The 20,674-nt window shown below is 53.4% G+C and carries 17 protein-coding genes; 14 read left to right on the top strand and 3 right to left on the bottom strand.

The features are described 5' to 3' along the window. Positions 1-243 precede the first annotated feature (243 nt). The 8 genes from mdh to J0X12_RS02270 all read left to right on the top strand — a co-directional run bounded on the left by mdh (position 244) and on the right by J0X12_RS02270 (position 10,970). Complete coding sequence (gene mdh / locus J0X12_RS02305) at positions 244-1,209, top strand: malate dehydrogenase (protein WP_207041662.1); 966 nt, start codon at positions 244-246, stop codon at positions 1,207-1,209. 132 nt (positions 1,210-1,341) lie between these two features. Next, positions 1,342-2,511 (top strand): ADP-forming succinate--CoA ligase subunit beta, encoded by a 1,170-nt coding sequence (gene sucC, locus J0X12_RS02300; RefSeq protein WP_207041661.1) that lies wholly within the window; start codon positions 1,342-1,344, stop codon positions 2,509-2,511. Further along, positions 2,511-3,386: a succinate--CoA ligase subunit alpha gene (sucD, locus tag J0X12_RS02295; protein ID WP_207041659.1), complete on the top strand. Its 876-nt coding sequence runs from the start codon at positions 2,511-2,513 to the stop codon at positions 3,384-3,386. Before sucC ends, sucD begins: the two co-directional genes overlap by 1 nt. A gap of 75 nt (positions 3,387-3,461) precedes the next feature. After that, positions 3,462-6,350: a 2-oxoglutarate dehydrogenase E1 component gene (locus J0X12_RS02290; RefSeq protein ID WP_207041657.1), complete on the top strand. Its 2,889-nt coding sequence runs from the start codon at positions 3,462-3,464 to the stop codon at positions 6,348-6,350. A gap of 12 nt (positions 6,351-6,362) precedes the next feature. Further along, positions 6,363-7,652 carry a 2-oxoglutarate dehydrogenase complex dihydrolipoyllysine-residue succinyltransferase gene (gene odhB, locus J0X12_RS02285; RefSeq protein ID WP_207041656.1) on the top strand — a complete coding sequence of 430 codons (1,290 nt, stop codon included), beginning with the start codon at positions 6,363-6,365 and terminating at the stop codon, positions 7,650-7,652. A 27-nt stretch (positions 7,653-7,679) separates the two neighbouring features. Next, complete coding sequence (gene lpdA, locus J0X12_RS02280; RefSeq protein ID WP_207041655.1) at positions 7,680-9,083, top strand: dihydrolipoyl dehydrogenase; 1,404 nt, start codon at positions 7,680-7,682, stop codon at positions 9,081-9,083. An 84-nt stretch (positions 9,084-9,167) separates the two neighbouring features. Beyond that, positions 9,168-9,767, top strand: a complete 600-nt coding sequence (locus J0X12_RS02275; RefSeq protein WP_207041654.1) for a glutathione S-transferase family protein — start codon at positions 9,168-9,170, stop codon at positions 9,765-9,767. Between the two features lie 3 nt (positions 9,768-9,770). Continuing rightward, complete coding sequence (locus J0X12_RS02270; RefSeq protein ID WP_207041653.1) at positions 9,771-10,970, top strand: MFS transporter; 1,200 nt, start codon at positions 9,771-9,773, stop codon at positions 10,968-10,970. Between the two features lie 5 nt (positions 10,971-10,975). Here the strand turns inward: J0X12_RS02270 and J0X12_RS02265 are convergent, their stop codons facing one another. The 3 genes from J0X12_RS02265 to fsa are packed head-to-tail and all read right to left on the bottom strand — an operon-like array spanning position 10,976 to position 13,304. After that, entirely contained in the window at positions 10,976-11,893 is a 918-nt protein-coding gene (locus J0X12_RS02265) for a tyrosine recombinase XerC (protein WP_207041652.1), read from the bottom strand. Positions 11,894-11,895: 2 nt separating this feature from the next. Further along, complete coding sequence (locus J0X12_RS02260; RefSeq protein ID WP_207041651.1) at positions 11,896-12,621, bottom strand: DUF484 family protein; 726 nt, start codon at positions 12,619-12,621, stop codon at positions 11,896-11,898. A gap of 23 nt (positions 12,622-12,644) precedes the next feature. After that, positions 12,645-13,304 (bottom strand): fructose-6-phosphate aldolase, encoded by a 660-nt coding sequence (gene fsa / locus J0X12_RS02255; protein WP_207041649.1) that lies wholly within the window; start codon positions 13,302-13,304, stop codon positions 12,645-12,647. A 65-nt stretch (positions 13,305-13,369) separates the two neighbouring features. On the opposite strand from fsa, the gene J0X12_RS02250 reads away from it, so the two are divergent. From J0X12_RS02250 to J0X12_RS02225, 6 genes are all read left to right on the top strand, one after another. Further along, a complete protein-coding gene (locus tag J0X12_RS02250; protein WP_207041646.1) occupies positions 13,370-15,550 on the top strand; it encodes a primosomal protein N' in 2,181 nt (726 codons plus the stop codon). Positions 15,551-15,752: 202 nt separating this feature from the next. Then, a complete protein-coding gene (locus tag J0X12_RS02245; protein ID WP_207041644.1) occupies positions 15,753-16,313 on the top strand; it encodes a F0F1 ATP synthase subunit delta in 561 nt (186 codons plus the stop codon). Then, positions 16,313-17,842: a F0F1 ATP synthase subunit alpha gene (atpA, locus tag J0X12_RS02240; protein ID WP_207041642.1), complete on the top strand. Its 1,530-nt coding sequence runs from the start codon at positions 16,313-16,315 to the stop codon at positions 17,840-17,842. The genes J0X12_RS02245 and atpA overlap by 1 nt, the downstream gene beginning before the upstream one ends. A 31-nt stretch (positions 17,843-17,873) precedes the next feature. Then, positions 17,874-18,752, top strand: coding sequence for a F0F1 ATP synthase subunit gamma (locus tag J0X12_RS02235; RefSeq protein ID WP_207041641.1), 879 nt, complete (start codon positions 17,874-17,876; stop codon positions 18,750-18,752). A gap of 50 nt (positions 18,753-18,802) precedes the next feature. Further along, on the top strand, positions 18,803-20,224 hold the full coding sequence (atpD, locus tag J0X12_RS02230) for a F0F1 ATP synthase subunit beta (protein WP_207041640.1): 1,422 nt from the start codon (positions 18,803-18,805) through the stop codon (positions 20,222-20,224). 26 nt (positions 20,225-20,250) lie between these two features. Further along, a complete protein-coding gene (locus J0X12_RS02225) occupies positions 20,251-20,652 on the top strand; it encodes a F0F1 ATP synthase subunit epsilon (protein ID WP_207041639.1) in 402 nt (133 codons plus the stop codon). Positions 20,653-20,674: the final 22 nt, after the last annotated feature.

The following is a 20,674-nucleotide window of genomic DNA, read 5'->3' as shown; positions in this document are numbered from 1 at the left end:
GCTGGTTCTTTTCAATGGTTGAGCGTTTCAGCCTGGACAGGTCTTACTCCTAATATATCTATTGGAAAGTACATTATTCCCTTTAAGAAAGAGTATTCTCTCCACCCACAGAAAATTGACAATAATTTTCTCTGGCGATCTTGCTCTTGGTCGAGAAACGCGCTAGTACCCACAATAATATTCACAAGAGGACTTTCTGTCTTCTCAGAGGGCCCTCCCATCTTACTGACTTCGGAGAATATAATGGCTCGAAAAAAAATTGCCCTCATCGGCAGTGGGAATATCGGCGGCACCCTTGCACATCTTGCCGGCCTTAAAGAACTTGGCGATGTGGTTCTCTTTGATATCGCAGAAGGTTTGCCGCAGGGCAAGGCCCTCGATATCGCTTCTTCCTCTCCCGTTGATAGGTTCAATGCGAACTTCTCCGGTGCCAATGATTACAGTGCAATTGAAGGCGCAGATGTCTGCATCGTAACCGCTGGTATCGCACGCAAGCCTGGCATGAGCCGTGATGATCTGCTTGGCACGAATATTAAGGTCATGCAGTCAGTTGGTGAAGGCATCAAGAAACATGCGCCGAATGCCTTTGTTATCTGTATTACAAACCCGCTAGACGCGATGGTCTGGGTATTGCGTGAAAAATGCGGCCTGCCTCACAACATGGTTGTCGGTATGGCAGGCGTTCTGGACAGTGCCCGTTTCCGGCTCTTCCTCGCCGAAGAATTCAATGTTTCTGTTGAGGATGTCACGGCGTTTGTTCTTGGCGGCCACGGGGACACGATGGTTCCGCTGATCCGCTACTCCACGGTTGCGGGTATTCCGGTTCCAGACCTGATCAAGATGGGCTGGAGCACACAGGAAAAAATTGACGCCATCGTTGACCGGACGCGTAACGGCGGCGCCGAGGTTGTCGCGCTTCTGAAAACCGGGTCCGCATTCTATGCACCTGCGTCCAGTGCAATCACGATGGCGGAATCCTATCTCAAAGACAAGAAGCGGGTTCTGCCATGTGCCGCCTATGTCGATGGCCAGTATGGTCTTGACGGTATGTATGTCGGGGTTCCTTCCGTGATTGGTGAGGGTGGAATTGAACGGGTTGTCGAAATTGACATGAACACCGAAGAAAAAGCCATGTTCGATAATTCAGTGAATGCCGTTAAAGGCCTTGTTGAAGCCTGTATCGGAATTGATCCAAGCCTGAAGGGGTAGGGGCAAAAATAAGGGGCACGCCAATAACCGGTTGTGCCCCTTTTTATGGTGCTATACCGTAAGCTCCATGCTTTGCGAATTGAGTGATCAGTATAAATCGATGTCTTTGAATAGCAGCAAAAACGGAACACAATGAATATTCATGAATATCAGGCAAAAAGCCTGCTCGCGAAATATGGTGTGACAGTGCCCAAAGGTGGCGTAGCCTATACCTCTGAAGAAGCCAAGACAGTTGCACAGGAGTTGGGGGGGCCAGTCTGGGTCGTGAAAGCCCAGATCCATGCAGGTGGCCGTGGTAAGGGCGGCGGTGTGAAGGTTGTCAAATCCACTGAAGAGGTGTTGTCAACTGCAAAGGCCATGATCGGGATGCAATTGATCACGCATCAGACCGGACCGGAAGGCAAGGAAGTTAAACGTGTTTATATCGAGGAAGGCTGCGACATCGCCCGTGAGCTTTACCTTGGCGCTATTATAGACCGCGCGAACGACTGCATAACCTTCATGGCCTCTACAGAGGGCGGCATGGAGATTGAGGAAGTCGCCGCGGAAACACCGGAAAAAATCCTCATGGTCAGTATTGACCCGGCGACGGGTATTATGCCTTTCCACGCCCGAAAGATCGCGTTTGGCCTCGGGCTTGAGGGCAAGCAGGTTGGCGCGGCCGTCAAGTTCATCATGGCCCTGTACCGGGCAATCGTCGACACGGACGCAAGCCTTGTCGAGATCAACCCGTTGGTGGTAACCGGAAGCGGCAATGTCATCGCCCTGGATGCGAAAATGAATTTCGATGACAATGCGCTTTTCCGCCACAAGGACATCGCCGAGCTTCGCGATCCGGACGAGGAAGACCCGGCTGAACTTGAAGCCGCACAATATGATCTGAACTACATCAAGCTGGACGGAAACATCGGCTGCATGGTGAACGGCGCTGGTCTGGCCATGGCAACGATGGACATTATTCAGCTGAACGGCGGTACGCCGGCGAACTTCCTCGATGTGGGCGGTGGCGCGACGAAGGAGAAAGTAACCGAGGCTTTCAAGATTATTCTGAAAGATGAAAATGTCGAAGGCATACTCGTGAATATTTTCGGCGGCATCATGCGCTGCGATGTGATCGCTGAGGGCGTTGTTGCGGCGGCAAAGGAAGTCGCGCTCAGCGTGCCTCTCGTTGTTCGCCTTGAAGGAACTAATGTGGATCTGGGTAAGAAAATTCTCGCGGAATCAGGATTACCAATTCTGTCAGCTGACGACTTGGGCGACGCCGCAGAGAAAATTGTAAAAGCAGTGAAGGAGGCAGCGTAATGGCCGTTCTCGTTAATAAGGACACAAAGGTCATCTGTCAGGGTTTCACGGGCTCTCAGGGGACATTTCATTCCGAACAGGCTATCGCCTATGGTACGAAAATGGTTGGCGGTGTAACGCCGGGTAAAGGCGGGGAAAAACATCTCGATCTGCCGATTTTCAACACCGTCGGTGAGGCAAGAGAGTCAACCGGTGCAAATGCGAGTGTGATCTATGTTCCGCCGCCATTCGCTGCGGACGCCATTCTGGAGGCGATTGACGCCGAGATTGAACTGATCGTTTGCATCACGGAAGGTATTCCCGTCCTTGATATGGTAAAGGTCAAGCGGGCGCTCAAGAATAGCGGTTCCCGTCTGATTGGGCCGAACTGCCCCGGCATCATCACGCCGGACGAATGTAAAATTGGCATCATGCCGGGCCATATCCATCGTCGGGGCAACGTCGGCATTGTTTCGCGCTCCGGCACACTTACTTATGAAGCGGTAGCCCAAACCACGGCAGCCGGTCTCGGTCAAACGACCTGTATCGGTATCGGCGGCGACCCGGTCAATGGCACCAACTTTATCGATTGCCTGGATTTGTTCCTCGGTGATGACGAGACTGAATCCATCATCATGATCGGTGAAATTGGTGGTTCAGCCGAAGAAGAGGCCGCCGAGTTCCTCAAAGCGTCTAAGACCAAAAAACCCGTTGTCGGCTTTATTGCCGGTGTGACGGCACCTCCCGGACGGAGAATGGGTCACGCCGGCGCCATTATTTCCGGCGGCAAAGGCGGCGCCGAGGACAAGATGGACGCAATGCGGAGTGCCGGAATAACGGTTTCCGACAGTCCGTCTGCACTGGGCTCAACTTTGGTAAGGGTTTTGAAAGGTTGACCTATTATATGGTTAACCATTAATTCTTTAACAGGCTCTTAAGGGGGCGGGTGTAGTCCCGCCCAATTACAGGAAATGTCTCAGCAACTGGAAAACTCTTCTTTCCTCTTTGGATCCAACGCCGGTTTCATTGAGCAACTATACGCGCGCTATCTTGATGATCCTTCTTCCGTAGATACCAGCTGGCAACAGTATTTTGGCTCGCTGGGAGATGATGCAGGCACGGTTGTTGCCGAAACCCGCGGGGCCCCGTGGACACCAACAAATGGTATCGAACCCGAGGATGAATATGAAATTCTCGGGGATGCGGCAAATCGGGCAACAGAACGCGCGGTTGAAGCGGGCGCAAGTCAGGAAGATATCCGGTCCGCCGCCATTGATACCATCCGCGCGCTGATGTTGATCCGGTCGTACCGGGTGCGCGGCCATTTGAAGGCTAATCTTGATCCGCTCGGACTTGAAATCCCGAAGGAACATCCGGAACTCAATCCGGCTACCTACGGCTTTACGGAAAAAGACTGGGACCGGCCGATCTTTCTCGACAACGTACTGGGTCTGGAAACTGGAAGCATTCGCGAAATTCTTGCTATTGTCAAACGGACCTATTGTTCGACAATCGGCGTTGAATTCATGCATATCCAGGAACCTGACCAGAAGGCCTGGATTCAGGAGCGCATCGAAGGTCGTCACAAGGAAATCTCATTCACCAAGGAAGGTAAAATTGCCATCCTGCGCAAACTGATCGAAACCGAAGGGTTCGAACATTTTCTGAATGTGAAATATACCGGCACGAAGCGCTTTGGTCTCGATGGCGGGGAATCTCTGATCCCGGCAATGGAAGGGATCATTAAACGCGGCGGTCAGCTTGGGGTACAGGAAATTGTCCTCGGCATGCCTCATCGCGGCCGGCTCAACGTGTTGACTAACGTGATGGCCAAGCCCTTCAGGGCCGTGTTCTCGGAGTTTCAGGGAAATCCTGCCAACCCCGAAGATGTCGAAGGTTCTGGCGACGTGAAGTACCACCTGGGTACTTCTTCGGATCGGGAATTTGACGGCAATAACGTTCATATGTCCCTGACGGCCAACCCGTCGCATCTGGAAGCCGTGAACCCCGTTGTTCTAGGCAAGGCGCGTGCCAAGCAGGCCCAGATTGGCCCGGATGTGGGCGGCAAGGTCATGCCGCTGTTGATGCATGGCGACGCGGCATTCGCAGGTCAGGGTATTGTCGCTGAATGCTTTGGGCTGTCGGAGCTGAAGGGTTATCGTACTTCGGGTACCATTCATTTTGTTGTCAATAACCAGATCGGGTTCACGACCAGTCCGAAATATTCCCGCTCCAGCCCCTATCCTTCCGATGTCGGGAAGATGGTGCAGGCGCCGATTTTCCATGTGAACGGCGATGATCCGGAGGCGGTTTGCCATGTGGCAAAGATCGCGACCGAGTTCCGGCAACTTTTCCAGATTGACGTTGTCATCGATATGTTCTGCTATCGGCGCCATGGTCATAACGAAGGGGATGAGCCGGCCTTCACACAGCCGCTCATGTATCGCACGATCGCCCAGCATCCGACGACCATGCAGATTTACGCGAAGAAACTCATCGCGGAAGGTGTGACGACCGAGAAAGAGGTCGAAGGCTGGATCGCTGAATTCAAGGATTATCTTGAAAAGCAGTTTGAGACGGCTAACAGCTTCAAGCCGAATAAGGCGGACTGGTTTGAAGGGCGCTGGCAGGGTTTTGAGCGCGCTGATGATGGCGCGCGGCGCGGCAGCACAGCGGTTCCAATTGAGGAACTCAAAGAAATTGGCCGGAAACTTACGGAAATTCCGGAAGGTCACAATGTTCACCGGACGCTTCAGCGTATTCTTAAAGCCAAGAAGAAGATGATCGAAAGCGGTGAAAATATCGATTGGGCGACGGCTGAGGCGCTCGCATTCGGATCGTTGCTGAAGGAAAAAGTGCCGGTTCGACTCTCGGGTCAGGATTGTGGCCGGGGAACTTTCTCCCAACGGCATTCCGTTATTGTCGATCAGGTGACGGAAGATCGGTATATTCCGTTGGATAATCTGAGTGACGACCAGGCTCATTTTGAAGTGATTGACAGTCTGCTGTCTGAGGCGGCTGTGCTCGGGTATGAGTATGGATATTCACTCGCCGAGCCGAGAGCTCTGGTCCTATGGGAAGCCCAATTCGGTGATTTTGCCAACGGTGCGCAAGTTATTATCGATCAGTTCATTTCGAGTGGTGAATCCAAATGGCTCCGGATGAGCGGTTTGGTCATGCTGCTGCCACATGGTTATGAGGGGCAGGGGCCGGAACACTCGTCGGCACGGCTGGAGCGGTATCTGCAACAGTCTGCGGAAGATAACTGGCAGGTCGTGAACTGCACAACACCGGCGAACTATTTCCATGTCTTGCGCCGGCAGATCCATCGCAAGTTTCGGAAACCTCTCGTGATTATGACGCCGAAATCGCTACTGCGACATAAGCAGGCGGTGTCAACATTTGAAGATATGGGTCCGGGCTCCACGTTCCACCGCGTCCTTTATGACAACGAAAAATTATGCGCGGACAAGGATGTGAAGCGCGTCGTGCTTTGTTCAGGAAAAGTCTATTATGACCTTTATGCGCGCAGACAGGAATTGGGTCTGAAAGATACCTATTTCTTGAGGCTGGAGCAGCTCTATCCGTTCCCGTATCAGGCGTTGGAACAGGAAATGCAGAACTTTACTCATGTCGAGGAAGTGGTCTGGTGTCAGGAAGAACCCAAGAATATGGGGGCGTGGACTTTCGTTGAGCCGCATCTTGAAAAAGTATTCAAGGATTTGAAAATGAAGAAGGTGTCGCGTCCACGATATGCAGGCCGGAAGGAATCTGCCGCGACGGCGACGGGACTTCTCAAGAAGCATAATCTTGAGCAAGCAGCATTGGTAGATGACGCGCTTGGCGTCAAATCTGAATAGGAAAGTCACATCATGACGGTTGAAATTCGTGTTCCCGTGCTTGGGGAATCTGTAACTGAGGCAACGGTTGGTCAATGGTTCAAGAAAGTTGGTGAATCAGTTGCTAAGGATGAACCGCTCCTGGAGCTTGAGACGGATAAGGTCACGCTTGAGGTCAACGCTTCAGAAGCAGGACGCCTGGAAGAAATTATCGTTGCCGAAGGCGAAGACGTTGAAGTAGGCGCCTTGTTGGGTCAAATCGCGGAAGGCGCAACCGGAAGCGCGCCGGAAGAGAAAAAGGAAGCAGCAAAAGAAGAGGTTGCCGAGAAACCGGCGACCACTCCTGCTCCGGCTTCTAAGTCTGAACCTGCGCCGGCAGAGTCCCCAGCATCGTCGGCGAAAGTTGAGGTATTGCCGGCAGCGCAAAAGCTGATTGACGAGAACAATCTAGATACCGGCAAGATTCGCGGAACGGGCAAGGATGGCCGGATCACCAAGGGTGACGTTCTGGAAGCTCTCGAAAACGGGGGCGCCTCTCCGACGGCTCCTGCATCTGATGCCGCGCCTGCCGCTGCGCCGGCAGCACCGGCACCTGCCGCTCCGTCAGGACCACGCGCAGAAGAGGCACGTGAAGAACGCGTGAAAATGACACGGCTGCGCAAGAGCATTGCTGCGCGGTTGAAAGATGCGCAGAATACAGCCGCGATGCTGACCACCTACAATGAGGTGGATATGTCGGCCATGTTGGATTTGAGAGCTGAATACAAGGAGCTTTTCCAGAAAAAACATGGCGTAAAACTCGGCTTCATGTCGTTTTTCACGAAGGCCTGTATTGCTGCCCTGCAGGAAACTCCGGCAGTGAATGCAGAAATCGATGGCGATGACTTGGTTTACAAGAACTATTATAATATGGGCATCGCGGTGGGCACGGATTCCGGTCTTGTGGTGCCCGTGTTGCGCGACGCCGATAAGCTCAGCTTCGCTGCAGTAGAAAAAGGCATTGCGGAACTTGGCAAGAAGGCACGGGACGGCAAACTCAGCATGGCTGATCTGCAGGGTGGTACATTTACCATCACTAACGGTGGGGTTTACGGCTCCCTGATGTCGTCACCGATCCTCAACCCGCCGCAGGCAGCAGTTCTTGGTATGCATAAGATCCAGGAGCGGCCGATGGTAATCAAGGGTGAGATCAAGGTCCGCCCAATGATGTATCTGGCGCTAACCTACGACCACAGAATTATTGATGGCAAGGAAGCCGTGACGTTTCTGGTTCGTGTGAAAGACGCCCTTGAGGATCCGCAGCGATTGTTGCTGGACCTGTAATCATTCCAAAAGAATGCGAGGAATAAAATGAGCGACGAAACATTCGATCTGGTCGTTGTGGGCGGTGGCCCGGGCGGCTATACGGCCGCTATTCGGGCTGCACAGCTCGGTATGAAGACAGCCTGCGTTGAAAAGCGTGGATCATTAGGCGGTGTTTGCCTGAATGTCGGATGTATCCCTTCCAAAGCACTGCTCCAATCGTCCGAATTATACGAAGAAGCGCAGCACAGTTTCGAGGACCGTGGCATATCGGTCGGCTCCCTCAAGCTCGATTTGAAGAAAATGATGGGGCAGAAGGATGCCACAGTCCAGGGGCTGACGCAGGGCATTGAATTTCTATTCAAAAAAAACAAGGTTACCTATGTCAAAGGCGCTGCAACATTGCAGGGTGGCGGCCGGATTGAAGTGACCGGGGATGATGCAAAAACCCTGAAGGCGAAGAATATCCTGATCGCGACGGGATCCGAGGTAACGCCTCTTCCCAATGTTGAGATTGATGAAAAGCAGATCGTATCCTCCACCGGCGCGCTTGAGCTGGCAAAGGTTCCAAAGAAGCTTATCGTTATTGGTGCTGGCGTGATCGGTTTAGAACTTGGAACCGTCTGGCGACGATTGGGCGCGGAAGTCACGGTTGTCGAGTTTTTGGATCGCATTCTGCCCGGTACGGATAATGAGGTCGCTAAAAATACCCAGCGGATCCTGAAAAAGCAGGGCATTAATTTCATGCTTGGCAAAAAGGTAACCGGTGCGAAAAAGACGAAAACCGCGGTTACCCTGACGATGGAGCCCGCAAAAGGCGGAGATGAAGAAACGCTCAAGGCAGATATTGTCCTGGTAGCGATTGGCCGTCGACCCTATACGGAAGGACTTGGTCTCGACGATCTGGGGGTTGAGACGGATAAAGCAGGGCGTATTGTTGTCGACAGTAGTTTCAAGTCCAGTGTGGACGGAATCTACGCTATCGGTGACGTGATCGATGGTCCGATGCTGGCCCACAAGGCAGAAGACGAAGGCGTCGTCTGCGTCGAGAAACTCGCCGGACAAAAGCCACATATCGATTACAACACTATTCCAGGCGTAATTTACACTTGGCCGGAAGTTGCGACGGTCGGCAAGACGGAAGAACAGCTGAAAGAGGACAAGGTCGAGTATAATGTTGGCAAGGTGCCCTTCATGGCGAACAGCCGTGCGCGCGCCAACGGTTTTACAGATGGTTTCGTAAAAATTCTGGCTGACAAGAAAACCGACAAGGTCCTTGGGGTTCATATAATTGGCCCGGATGCCGGAACCGTTATTCATGAATGTGTTCTGGCAATGGAATTCGGCGCGTCTGCCGAAGATATTGCTCGGACCTGTCATGCACATCCAACACTCAACGAAGCCGTCAAGGAAGCCGCGCTGGCGGTTGCCGGACGCACAATAAATAGTTGACGTTCCTCTAAATAAGTCATCACAATGAGGGGCTGGGATTTCCAGCCCCTCTTTTATTAATATCTATATCCCCAAGGAGACGTCATGAAGCTCTGTTATAGCGCCCTCTCTCCCTTTGTTCGCAAAGTCAGAGTTGCGGCAATTGAACACAATCTGATGGATAAAATCGAAATTGTCGATTCCGACCATAGTGACATGTTCAAAGGCATCAATCCGGCGAATCCCCTTGGCAAGGTGCCCAGCCTGACGCTGGAGAACGGGGATGTTCTTTTTGATTCTTTTGTGATTTGCGAGTATCTCGACAGCATCGGGAGCGGCCCGTCGTTGTTTCCTGCGGCTGGGTCTGAGCGGTGGCAGGTATTGACTCTTCATGAAATGGCAAACGGCATGACGGATGCGGCTTATCAGCGGCGCGTGGACAGTATCCTGCCGGAAGGAGAAGGCTCTCCCAGCTGGAGCGCTCGCCTTAAGCTTTCCATGGAAAGCTGCCTGAATGAGATGGAAAAGCAAGCCGAAAGCTACGGCGATAAAGTTAATATTGGTACTATCGCAGTTGGTTGCGCGCTTGGTTACCATGATTTCCGGTTTGGGGATGAAAAATGGCGAAATGGCCGGCCGAAGCTGACTAAATGGTATGAGGGTTTCGTTGCCCGTCCGTCAATGGCGCAGACCGCTCCGGCCTAAATTATGACTGCGGCCGTTACGGGACCCCGGCTGACGCTGGCAATTTGCATTGCCGAAATCGTGGCGATGTCGTCCTTCGCCACTTTTCCCGCATTAACCCCCTTCTTTTTTGATCACTGGCAAATGTCGGGGGAAGATGCGGGCTGGGTAAATGCGGCCTTTTTCTTCGGCTTTACAATTGTTGGACCTTTCGCGACGTCGCTGACCGATCGCCTTGATGCGCGTCAGGTCTTTCTCGCAGGATGTCTGTTGGCACTCTTAGGTGCCTATGGGTTTGCCTTCCATGCGGATGGATTTTATTCCTCTTTGCCGTGGCGTTTTATCTCTGGCGCCGGGCTTGGCTGCACTTACATGCCGGGCCTGAAACTGCTTACAGATCGGCTGCCGACCGGTGATCAGTCACGCGCCATTGCTTTCTATACTGCGAGTTTTTCGACGGGCTCCGCTGTCTCCTTTCTGCTCGTTGGCCAGGTTGATCTGTGGCTGGGTTGGGAAATGGCGTTAATTTCGGTAATCGCCGGCCCACCGATTGCCATGGCGATCATTTTTCTTGCGACCTCGTCCAAGCCGCTTTTAGCGCCCAGGCCCTGGTCGCAGATCTTTAATTATGCCCCGGTGATAACCAACCGCTTCAGTATGGGCTATGTCCTGGCTTACGTGTGCCACACATGGGAACTTGTGGCGATGCGGTCCTTCATGCTCGCCTTTCTTGCCTACTCGCATGCCCTGACCGATGCGCCCGGATGGATGGATGTTTCCGTCATTACGGCGGCAGCGGTGTTTCTTGGTCTTCCATCAAGTGTTCTCGGGAACGAGTTGTCATTGAAAATAGGACGGCAACGGTCGATCACTTTGATCATGATTTGCTGTCTCGCCTTTTCCTTTACGATAGGTTTTACAGCAAACATGCCGTTCGCATTTGTTGTCGCGATGGCGGCTCTCTACGGCATTATGATTACGGCGGATTCGTCGTCCCTTACCGCTGGTGCGGTTAGCAGTGCACCTGCCGACCTTCGGGGTGCGACCATGGCCGTACATAGTTTCCTCGGATTTGGTGGTGGCATGATAGGTCCCGTGGTTGCAGGAATCGTCCTTGATCAGGCGGGTGGGCCGGACTCAACCATGGGCTGGGGCTTGATGTTTATCTCCATGGGGGCGATAACCTTGCTTGGCCCCTTCGCCCTTCGGCTGACAAAGAAATAGCGCGTTCAAGCCTTGGGATGCGCCTTGTCATACACAGCCAGCAGTTTTTCCGTATCCAGATCGGTATAGCGTTGAGTGGACGAAAGGGACGCATGACCGAGCAAATCCTGGATCGACCTTAAATCGCCGCCACCAGCCAGCAGGTGACTGGCGAAGCTGTGACGCAGCGCATGTGGCGTTGCTGTTTCAGGTAGACCCAGGTTGCGGCGTAGCGCCTGCATTTTCAGCTGTATATTCCGCGCATTGAGCCTTTTGCCACGGCGCCCGACGAAGAGCGGGCCGGCTCCCTTCAGTGAAAACGGACACTCCTTGATATAAAGAGTGAGCGCATCGCGGACAGCGGGTAAGACTGGCACCATGCGCTCCTTGTTTCCTTTGCCGATGACCGTCATGAATTCACCGGTTGGTCGGGCATTGAAATTGAGAGAAAGAGCCTCACCAATACGCAAGCCGCATCCGTACAGCAATGTGAGAACCGCTAGATCCCGATGACGAACCCAGTTCGCCTCCTGCGGATTTGGGGCATCTGCCAGCAACTTCTTGGTATCGACAGCGGAAAGCGGGCGGGGCAATTTTGTTCCAGCCTTCGGGGTACGCAAGGTTTTAAGATACGGGTTATGTAAATGCCCATCCCGCTCCTGTCGTTTGAAAAAACTCCGGATCGAGGAGAGGACGCGGCGCAAGGAGGTGGCCGTCAAGCCTTCCTGGCGCCGATGCGCGAGATAGGCGCGGAAATCAGCAGCACGCAGGTTCTCAAGATCGCTCAGGTCTGGTTCCTTGCCGATATGGCCGGTAATAAACGCCAGGAAGTCCCGCATATCCCGTTCATAGGCTTGAACGGTGTGCTGGCTTGCTCTTCTCTCGTGGACTAGCCAGTCTATCCAGTTTCCAAAGGCAACAGTGAGAGTAGGGCGGGAGGGCATGGCTACGCCGGCTTCTGCTCCAGCCACATTTGCAGGCAGGATTGAATAACGATGGCCAGAAACCGAAGGAGGTCTGTTGCCTGGTCTTCACGAAAATGGCCGTCCTGCCGGCTGCCAAATGCGACCATTGCTTGGGCATGAAGGGAAGGCACGTCAAGTTTTATCAGGGCATCAGAATGAACAAGATCCTTGGCCGGGCCGAAAATGGCTTTTGATTTCGGCGCTTCCGGGCGCAAAAGGATGGCATGTCCCCGCCACGGGGCACGGTCAATACTTCCCGGTTTGAGGCGTTGCAGGCCTGTCATGTCCGGAAGCGGGATCGGGCCGTCTTCCACGCAAAGGGTAATGACGTCGATTTCAAGAAGTTCCGGCAGGTCCTGGGTCAGGATATGAACAAAATGTGCGAGACTGGAGGCACCCAATACCGCCTGAATGGAAGCATGGACCATGTCCTGCGTATGCATATTGTTCCGTGCGGCTTCGACGAAATCGTCCTGCAGGGCGGTAAGGTAAGTCACCTCTTTTTGCAGGCGACTTACGAGGAAGGACTGCATGTCGATAACGCCGTCCCCCGAAACACGTTCCGGGGGAATCACCGTAGTCAGCAGGTCGGCATTATGTGTCAGGAAGTCAGGATGATCGATCAGCCAGTTGCGTACATCGTCCTCCGTCAACTGGGGAGCGACCTCCTCGCCGGCACTGGCTTTCTTATCTGATATTTCCGTCACCAAATCTACTCACTTCTCGACAGTTAACCAAGGATAGTCTGACCTGTTTTCTCCCAATCCGCAAGGAAGGCCGCAAGCCCCTTGTCTGTAAGCGGATGCGAGACAAGCTGCTTTAGAACGGCGGGTGGAATGGTACATACATCTGCGCCCATTAGAGCGGCGTCCACAATATGAGTCGGATTGCGGATAGAGGCGACAAGGACCTCAGTATTCAGGTCCGGATAATTATTGTAAATCTGGACGATATTGCCGATGAGGTCCATGCCGGTCTGGCCAATATCATCAAGGCGCCCGACAAAGGGGGAGATAAAGGTAGCTCCGGCTTTGGCGGCCAGGATGGCCTGGGCAGCGGAGAAGCAAAGCGTGACGTTCACCTGTGTGCCTGCACGGCTGAGTTCCGCGCAGGTTTTAAGTCCGGCCATGGTCAGCGGAACTTTAACGGCGATATTTTCCGCAAGTCCTGCCAGCTTTTTGCCTTCTTCCAGCATTGCTGGATATTCGGTCGCAGCCACTTCGGCGCTTACCGGCCCATCGATCAGTTCGCAAATCTCCTTTATGACCTCGAAAAAATCGCGGCCGGATTTTGCGATAAGGGATGGGTTGGTTGTGACACCATCGAGAAGACCGGTTTCGGCAAGCTCGCGGATTTCTTCTGTATCCGCTGTATCAACAAAAAATTTCATAGGTAATTCTTTAATCCTGATGCTAATCACTGGTTCGAAATGCCAGAATAGTCTATCGCATAGATATGAGTAGCACAAATAAACATCGTCGCGTTCGTGTTCTTCTGCCTCTCTCAATCGGGGATGTATATGACTATCGCGCGCCGGACTCTCTTAACATTGAAATCGGTCATTTTGTAACTGTTCCTCTTGGCAAGAGAGAGGTAGTCGGCGTGGTCTGGGAAGAGGCAATCAACTCCGTCCTCGCCGAAGAACGTATGAAGGATATCCTTTCTGTTCTGCCTTGTGCGAAACTCCCGCCGGAAAGCCTCAAGTTTATCGACTGGGTTTCCCAATATACCATGCAGCGACGCGGCCGGGTTCTCCGTATGGCGATGAGCGTACCCGACGCCCTTTATCCGAAAGCCCCGCGCACCGGATATCGCTTTACCGGAGAGCTGCCGGAAAAGATTACGGCGGCGCGGCAACGGGTGCTTGACGTCGTTTCGGAGGGAGGGGCGCAAACAGCAACCGATCTTGCGGCAATTGCTGGGGTGAGTACTTCTGTTATCAAGGGGCTTGCCGTCAAGGGCGTCCTGGAAACGGTGAACCTGCCTGCGGAGGCCCCTCTGCAACCAGCGAACTGGCAACATGCCGCGTTTGACCTTTCCCCGGATCAGGATACAGCAGCAACGGCACTTACTTCATTTGTCGCGGAAGACAGCTACCATGTTGCGCTTCTTGAAGGCGTGACGGGATCGGGTAAGACCGAAGTTTACTTTGAAGCTATCGCGGCCTGCTTGAAGGAGGGTCGGCAGGCTTTGGTGCTGTTGCCGGAGATAGCCTTGACGGCGCAATGGCTCGCCCGATTCGAAGATCGGTTTGGCGCGCGGCCGGTGGAGTGGCATTCGGATCTCAGTCAGTCGATCCGCCGCCGCAACTGGCGCGCGGTCATCGACGGGCGGGCTGATATTGTTGTGGGCGCGAGGTCGGCTCTGTTCCTGCCTTTTTCGAAACTCGGTCTCATCGTCGTGGATGAGGAACATGAATCCTCCTTCAAGCAGGATGAAGGTGTCCCTTATAACGCGAGGGATATGGCCGTGGTGCGGGGAAAAATAGGGGGCTGCCCGGTTGTACTTGCGTCAGCCACGCCGTCGCTTGAAAGTCTGATAAATGCCCGCAACGGAAAATATGAATATCTCAAGCTGCCGTCCCGCTATGGCGGCGCCACTCTTCCCAATGTCAATATCGTCGACCTGAAGGAGCACAAGCTCGGGTCGCAGCGCTGGATATCAGACCCGCTTCGTGAGGCGATGGAAGAAACACTCTCCATGGGGCAACAGGTGATGTTGTTCCTGAACCGGCGCGGCTATGCACCCCTCACCCTGTGCGATACATGTGGTCATCGGCTGCAATGCCCGCATTGCAGCGCGTGGTTGGTGGAACACCGCCTGATGAAGCGGTTGCAATGCCATCATTGTGGATTTACTTCCGCGCTGCCTAAATGCTGCAGCGAATGTGGCGCCGAGGAGAGTTTTAAGGCATGCGGGCCGGGTATCGAGCGGCTGGTCGAGGAAGCGGAGGCTCTATTTCCAGGCCGTCGTATCGCGATGATGGCAAGTGACACGATTTCAAGTCCGCGCGCCGCGGCAGAATTTGTTGCGGCGATGGAGCGCGGCGAGATTGAAATACTGATCGGGACCCAGATTGTTGCGAAGGGATATCACTTCGCAAATCTGACGCTTGTTGGCATTGTCGACGCGGATCTTGGACTCGCGGGCGGGGACTTGAGAGCATCTGAGCGAACTTACCAGCTGTTGTCGCAGGTCACCGGGCGGGCGGGGCGCGAATCCAGCTCAGGTACGGTGTTTCTGCAATCCTATTTGCCGGAGCATCCTGTTATTGAAGCAATCGCGCGTCAGGAAGGGGAGGCGTTTTTCAAGCTAGAGGCGGCAGGCCGCGAAAGCGCCGGAATGCCGCCATATGGCCGTCTGGCGGCGGTGATATTATCCGGTACGAATGCCGAATCAGTTGCCGGTTTTGCCTCCGAGCTGGCAAGACAGGCGCCGATGGGGGAGAAAATTACGGTGCTCGGGCCGGCACCGGCGCCGCTTTCCATGATCCGGGGACGCCATCGCTACCGATTTTTGGTGAAATGTACGAAAGACATTCCAATTCAGTCTGTTCTCGGAAAATGGCTGCAAGGGCGTAAAGTGCCGAATAATATCAGGCTGCAGATAGATATAGACCCGTATAATTTCATGTAAAATCGGGATTTTTTAGATACCTGACCCGTAAAACGGAAATTTTGGTGAATAAACTGGTGTGCAGCATATTGCCACCCGGATTTCCCTGTGCTAATAACCCCGTGCCTTGACGATGGGGACCTGGAAGGGTGCCCATACGGGAGGGGGATTTCATTTTTGTCGGACGTATTTCACGTCTTTTTTCAGGCCTGGGGATCGTTTCTTGTCAGCTGAGAACATAACAGTTTCCGGTATCGCGGGTCGTTATGCAACGGCTCTGTTTGATTTGGCTGTATCGGCCAAAGAACTCGATGCCGTCGCCAGTGATCTGGCGACAATCAACTCAATGATGGAAGAGAATAAAGATCTCGCCCGTCTTGTCAAAAGCCCGATTATCAGCCGTGCTGATCAAGCTCGTGCCATGGGGGCCGTCCTTGAGAAGCTTGGGGTTGGCGATCTGGTGCGCCGGTTCGTTGGAACCGTCGCGCAGAACCGCCGGCTTTTTGCGCTGGCTGGTATGATCGGGGCCTACAATCAACTGCTCGCAGCTGAGCGTGGCGAGGTTGTCGCCCGTGTCAGTTCGGCTAAGAAACTCAGTGAAAGTCAGCTAAACGCTGTGTCAGCGGCTCTTAAATCTGCCATCGGCAGTGATGTCAGTCTCGAATCGGATGTCGATGAGAGCCTGATCGGGGGCCTGGTAATAAAGGTTGGTTCACGTATGGTCGATAATTCGATCCGGACTAAACTTCAGAATCTTAAGTTTGCGATGAAAGGGGTTGGGTGATGGACATCCGCGCCGCAGAAATTTCCGAAATTCTTAAACAACAGATTGCGGGTTTTGACACGCAAGCTGAAGTCTCAGAGGTTGGCCAGGTGCTCTCCGTCGGTGACGGTGTGGCCCGCGTATATGGCCTGGACAATATTCAGGCCGGTGAAATGGTCGAGTTCCCGGGCGGTATTAAGGGTCTGGCCCTGAACCTTGAAACCGACAACGTCGGTGTCGTGATTTTCGGTTCCGACCGTGACATTCGTGAAGGTGACACGGTGAAGCGGACGGGCGCGATTGTTGAAACCGGTGTCGGCAAAGGCCTGTTGGGTCGTGTTGTTGACGGTCTCGGCAATCCGATTGACGGTAAAGGCCCGATCGAGGCAACAGAAACCCGCCGTGTTGACGTTAAGGCTCCGGGTATCATGCCGCGTAAATCGGTGCATGAACCGATGATGACGGGCCTTAAGGCAATTGACAGTCTTGTGCCAGTCGGTCGAGGCCAGCGTGAGCTGATCATTGGTGACCGCCAGACCGGTAAGACGGCGGTCGCAGTTGACGCAATCCTCAACCAGAAATCTGTTAATGCGTCTGGTGATGAAAGCAAGAAGCTCTATTGCGTCTATGTCGTGATTGGGCAGAAACGCTCCACTGTTGCGCAGGTTGTGAAGACATTGGAAGAAAACGGCGCGTTGGAGTATTCCATCGTGGTTGCAGCTACCGCTTCTGACCCGGCGCCGCTTCAGTATCTTGCACCCTTTACCGGTTGCGCCATGGCTGAATATTTCCGCGATAACGGCATGCACTCTCTGATCATCTATGATGATCTTTCCAAGCAGGCAGTTGCTTATCGTCAGATGTCCCTTCTGCTCCGTCGTCCTCCTGGACGTGAAGCATATCCGGGCGACGTTTTCTACCTCCACTCCCGTCTTCTGGAGCGGTCTGCAAAGCTAAACGAGGAAAATGGTTCCGGGTCCATGACCGCATTGCCGGTTATTGAAACCCAGGCCGGTGACGTGTCGGCCTATATCCCGACAAACGTTATCTCGATTACAGACGGTCAGATCTTCCTCGAAACAGAACTGTTCTACCAGGGCATTCGTCCCGCAATTAACGTGGGTCTGTCGGTGTCTCGTGTGGGCTCTTCTGCTCAGACGAAAGCGATGAAGCAGGTTGCCGGTTCAATTAAGCTGGAACTGGCGCAGTATCGTGAAATGGCTGCCTTCGCGCAGTTCGGTTCTGACCTTGACGCAGCGACGCAGAAGCTGCTGGCTCGTGGTGCCCGTTTGACGGAACTGCTGAAACAGCCACAGTACAGCCCGCTGACCATGGAAGAGCAGGTTGTTGTGATTTTCGCCGGTGTACGGGGCTATCTTGATAGCATCGAAGTCGGCCAGATCGGCGACTTTGAAAAGCAATTCCTGTCGGAAATGCATGCCAAGCATCAGGATCTTCTCGATACGATCCTGAAAGAAGGCGCGCTGTCGCAGGAAAGCGAAACGAAGCTGAGCGAAATTCTGAGCAGCTTCTCGAAGACATTTGCGTAAAGATTGAGCTTAAGAAAGGGGTAGCCGGAACATGGCGAACCTTAAGGAACTCAAAAACCGGATCAGCAGCGTTACTTCAACGCAAAAGATCACTAAAGCCATGAAAATGGTGGCGGCGGCCAAGCTGCGTCATGCGGAAGAGGCGGCAAATGCCGCCCGGCCGTATGCCGAGCGTATGGATAATATGATGGCATCGCTCGCATCCGGCATGGTCGGGCGCGATGATGCACCGAAGCTGCTTGCCGGAACCGGTTCTGATCAACGGCACTTGATTGTTGTCGCAACCGGCGAACGTGGATTGTGCGGTGGTTTTAACAACTCCATCTCCAAGGCCGCCGGACAAAGAATTGATAAACTGATTGCCCAGGGCAAGGATGTCAAAGTTCTTTGTGTGGGCAAGAAGGGCCGTGATGCACTGAAACGCAAATACGGACATCTGATTATTGGTTTGGTGGATCTTTCCGGATCCAAGCGCATCAGCTTCGATGATGCGCAGCCAATTGCGCAGCGTGTACTGGCGATGTTTGATGCAGATGAGTTTGATGTCTGTACAATATTCTATGCGAAATTCGTCTCGGTGTTGACCCAGGAAGTGACGGCGCAGCAGATTATCCCTGCGTCCATTCCGGAAGCTACCGACGATGAAGCAAGTGACGTCGTCTACGAATATGAACCGGACGAAGAAGAAATTTTGGCGGAATTGTTGCCGCGAAATCTTTCGGTTCAGGTGTTCCGGGCGCTGTTGGAAAATTCTGCCTCCGAGCAAGGAGCCCGGATGTCAGCTATGGAAAACGCCACGCGCAATGCAGGGGAAATGATCGATAAATTGACCTTGCAATATAACCGTGAACGTCAGGCGGCGATTACGAGTGAACTGATTGAAATTATCTCCGGTGCGGAAGCTCTCTAGTTTTCCCATCGACTGTTAAGAACTGAAGTGACCCTGTAGGGAGCATGAAAATGGCTAATAATGTCGGCAAAATCACCCAGGTATTGGGCGCCGTCGTGGACGTACAATTTGATGGGGAACTGCCCAAAATCTTGAACGCTCTGCATTGTGAAAATAACGGACAGCGGTTGGTGTTGGAAGTAGCGCAGCATCTGGGCGAGAATACTGTTCGGACAATCGCCATGGACGCGACCGAAGGTCTGGTTCGTGGTCAGGAAGTTACGGATACGGGCGATGCCATCCGTATGCCGGTTGGACCGGAAACGCTTGGCCGCATCATGAACGTTGTGGGTGAGGCCGTCGATGAGCGCGGCCCGATCAAGACAAAAACAACAGCCCCCATTCACGCCAATGCACCTGATTTCGCGGATCAGTCGACTGAAGCTGAAATTCTCGTGACGGGCATTAAGGTTGTTGACCTTCTCGCGCCATACGCGAAAGGTGGTAAAATTGGCCTCTTCGGCGGTGCCGGTGTTGGTAAGACAGTTCTTATCATGGAGCTGATCAACAACGTTGCCATGGGCCACGGTGGTTATTCAGTGTTTGCGGGTGTCGGTGAACGTACTCGTGAAGGTAACGACCTTTACTACGAAATGATCGAAGGCGGCATTATTGACCTGGAAGGCGACAAATCAAAAGTTGCGCTTGTCTATGGTCAGATGAACGAGCCTCCCGGAGCGCGTATGCGTGTTGCTCTGTCCGGTCTGACGCAGGCGGAATATTTCCGTGACGTCGAGGGTCAGGACGTGCTGTTCTTTATCGATAACATTTTCCGCTTCACACAGGCCGGTTCGGAAGTGTCCGCCCTCTTGGGACGTATTCCTTCCGCTGTGGGTTATCAGCCCACACTGGCTACCGACATGGGTGCGCTGCAGGAACGTATTACCTCAACCAACAAGGGCTCGATTACATCGGTGCAGGCCATTTACGTTCCGGCCGACGACTTGACTGACCCGGCGCCGGCAACTTCGTTTGCCCATCTGGACGCGACCACCGTTCTGTCCCGTCAGATCGCAGAGCTTGGTATTTACCCGGCTGTTGATCCGCTCGACTCAACGTCTCGTATGCTCGATCCGGCGGTTGTTGGTGATCGTCATTACCGTATTGCTCGTGAAGTACAGGAAACACTGCAGACCTATAAATCCCTGCAGGATATTATCGCTATTCTGGGTATGGACGAGCTTTCGGAAGAAGATAAGCTGATCGTTGCCCGTGCGCGTAAGATCCAGCGTTTCCTCAGCCAGCCGTTCCATGTGGCTGAAGTCTTCACTGGGTCTCCAGGTAAATTCGTGAAACTCGAAGACACTCTCGACGCATTCGAGAAGATCTGCGCTGGTGAATATGACGAACTGCCGGAAGCTGCCTTCTATATGTGCGGTGGTATCGAAGAAGTGCTTGAGAAGGCGAAGAAACTGGCTGCGGAAGCTGCCTAATCATTGCCGCCTGAAGGAGTATTGAAATGACCGACATGATCACCATGGATCTGGTATCTCCCGAAAAGCTCCTGCTTTCGGATGAGTTTGAAATGGTCGTATTGCCGGGCGCCGAAGGGGATTTCGGCGTTCTGGCTGGTCATTCTCCGATCACCTCTTCCTTGCGTCCCGGTGTCATTAGCATCTATGACGGGGATACAGAAAAAGAGCGCATTTTTGTCAACGGCGGCTTTGCTGAAGTTGCGAATGACAAACTGACGGTTCTTGCGGAAGAAGCGATTTATATTGCAGATCTTGATCGCCCCGACCTGGAGCAGCGTATCCAGGACGCCCGCGAGGACGAGGAAGACGCGAAGGATGATGAAACTCGCCGCCGCGCTGCTGAAAATCGTGATCATCTTCAGCAACTACTGGATGCGATGGGCTGACAGGCTGGAGAATATTCAGAAT

Source organism: Sneathiella sedimenti, assembly GCF_017313765.1.
GTDB classification, from domain to species: Bacteria; Pseudomonadota; Alphaproteobacteria; order Sneathiellales; family Sneathiellaceae; genus Sneathiella; species Sneathiella sedimenti.
Note: the sequence above shows the minus strand (reverse complement) of the source record. Positions and strands in the feature narration are given on the sequence as shown.

Coding starts and splice junctions, on each gene's coding strand:
- mdh (WP_207041662.1), top strand. CDS start 244: ATGGCTCGAAAAAAAATTGCCCTCATCGGCAGTGGGAATATCGGCGGC.
- sucC (WP_207041661.1), top strand. CDS start 1,342: ATGAATATTCATGAATATCAGGCAAAAAGCCTGCTCGCGAAATATGGT.
- sucD (WP_207041659.1), top strand. CDS start 2,511: ATGGCCGTTCTCGTTAATAAGGACACAAAGGTCATCTGTCAGGGTTTC.
- J0X12_RS02290 (WP_207041657.1), top strand. CDS start 3,462: ATGTCTCAGCAACTGGAAAACTCTTCTTTCCTCTTTGGATCCAACGCC.
- odhB (WP_207041656.1), top strand. CDS start 6,363: ATGACGGTTGAAATTCGTGTTCCCGTGCTTGGGGAATCTGTAACTGAG.
- lpdA (WP_207041655.1), top strand. CDS start 7,680: ATGAGCGACGAAACATTCGATCTGGTCGTTGTGGGCGGTGGCCCGGGC.
- J0X12_RS02275 (WP_207041654.1), top strand. CDS start 9,168: ATGAAGCTCTGTTATAGCGCCCTCTCTCCCTTTGTTCGCAAAGTCAGA.
- J0X12_RS02270 (WP_207041653.1), top strand. CDS start 9,771: ATGACTGCGGCCGTTACGGGACCCCGGCTGACGCTGGCAATTTGCATT.
- J0X12_RS02265 (WP_207041652.1), bottom strand. CDS start 11,893: ATGCCCTCCCGCCCTACTCTCACTGTTGCCTTTGGAAACTGGATAGAC.
- fsa (WP_207041649.1), bottom strand. CDS start 13,304: ATGAAATTTTTTGTTGATACAGCGGATACAGAAGAAATCCGCGAGCTT.
- J0X12_RS02250 (WP_207041646.1), top strand. CDS start 13,370: ATGAGTAGCACAAATAAACATCGTCGCGTTCGTGTTCTTCTGCCTCTC.
- atpA (WP_207041642.1), top strand. CDS start 16,313: ATGGACATCCGCGCCGCAGAAATTTCCGAAATTCTTAAACAACAGATT.
- J0X12_RS02235 (WP_207041641.1), top strand. CDS start 17,874: ATGGCGAACCTTAAGGAACTCAAAAACCGGATCAGCAGCGTTACTTCA.
- atpD (WP_207041640.1), top strand. CDS start 18,803: ATGGCTAATAATGTCGGCAAAATCACCCAGGTATTGGGCGCCGTCGTG.
- J0X12_RS02225 (WP_207041639.1), top strand. CDS start 20,251: ATGACCGACATGATCACCATGGATCTGGTATCTCCCGAAAAGCTCCTG.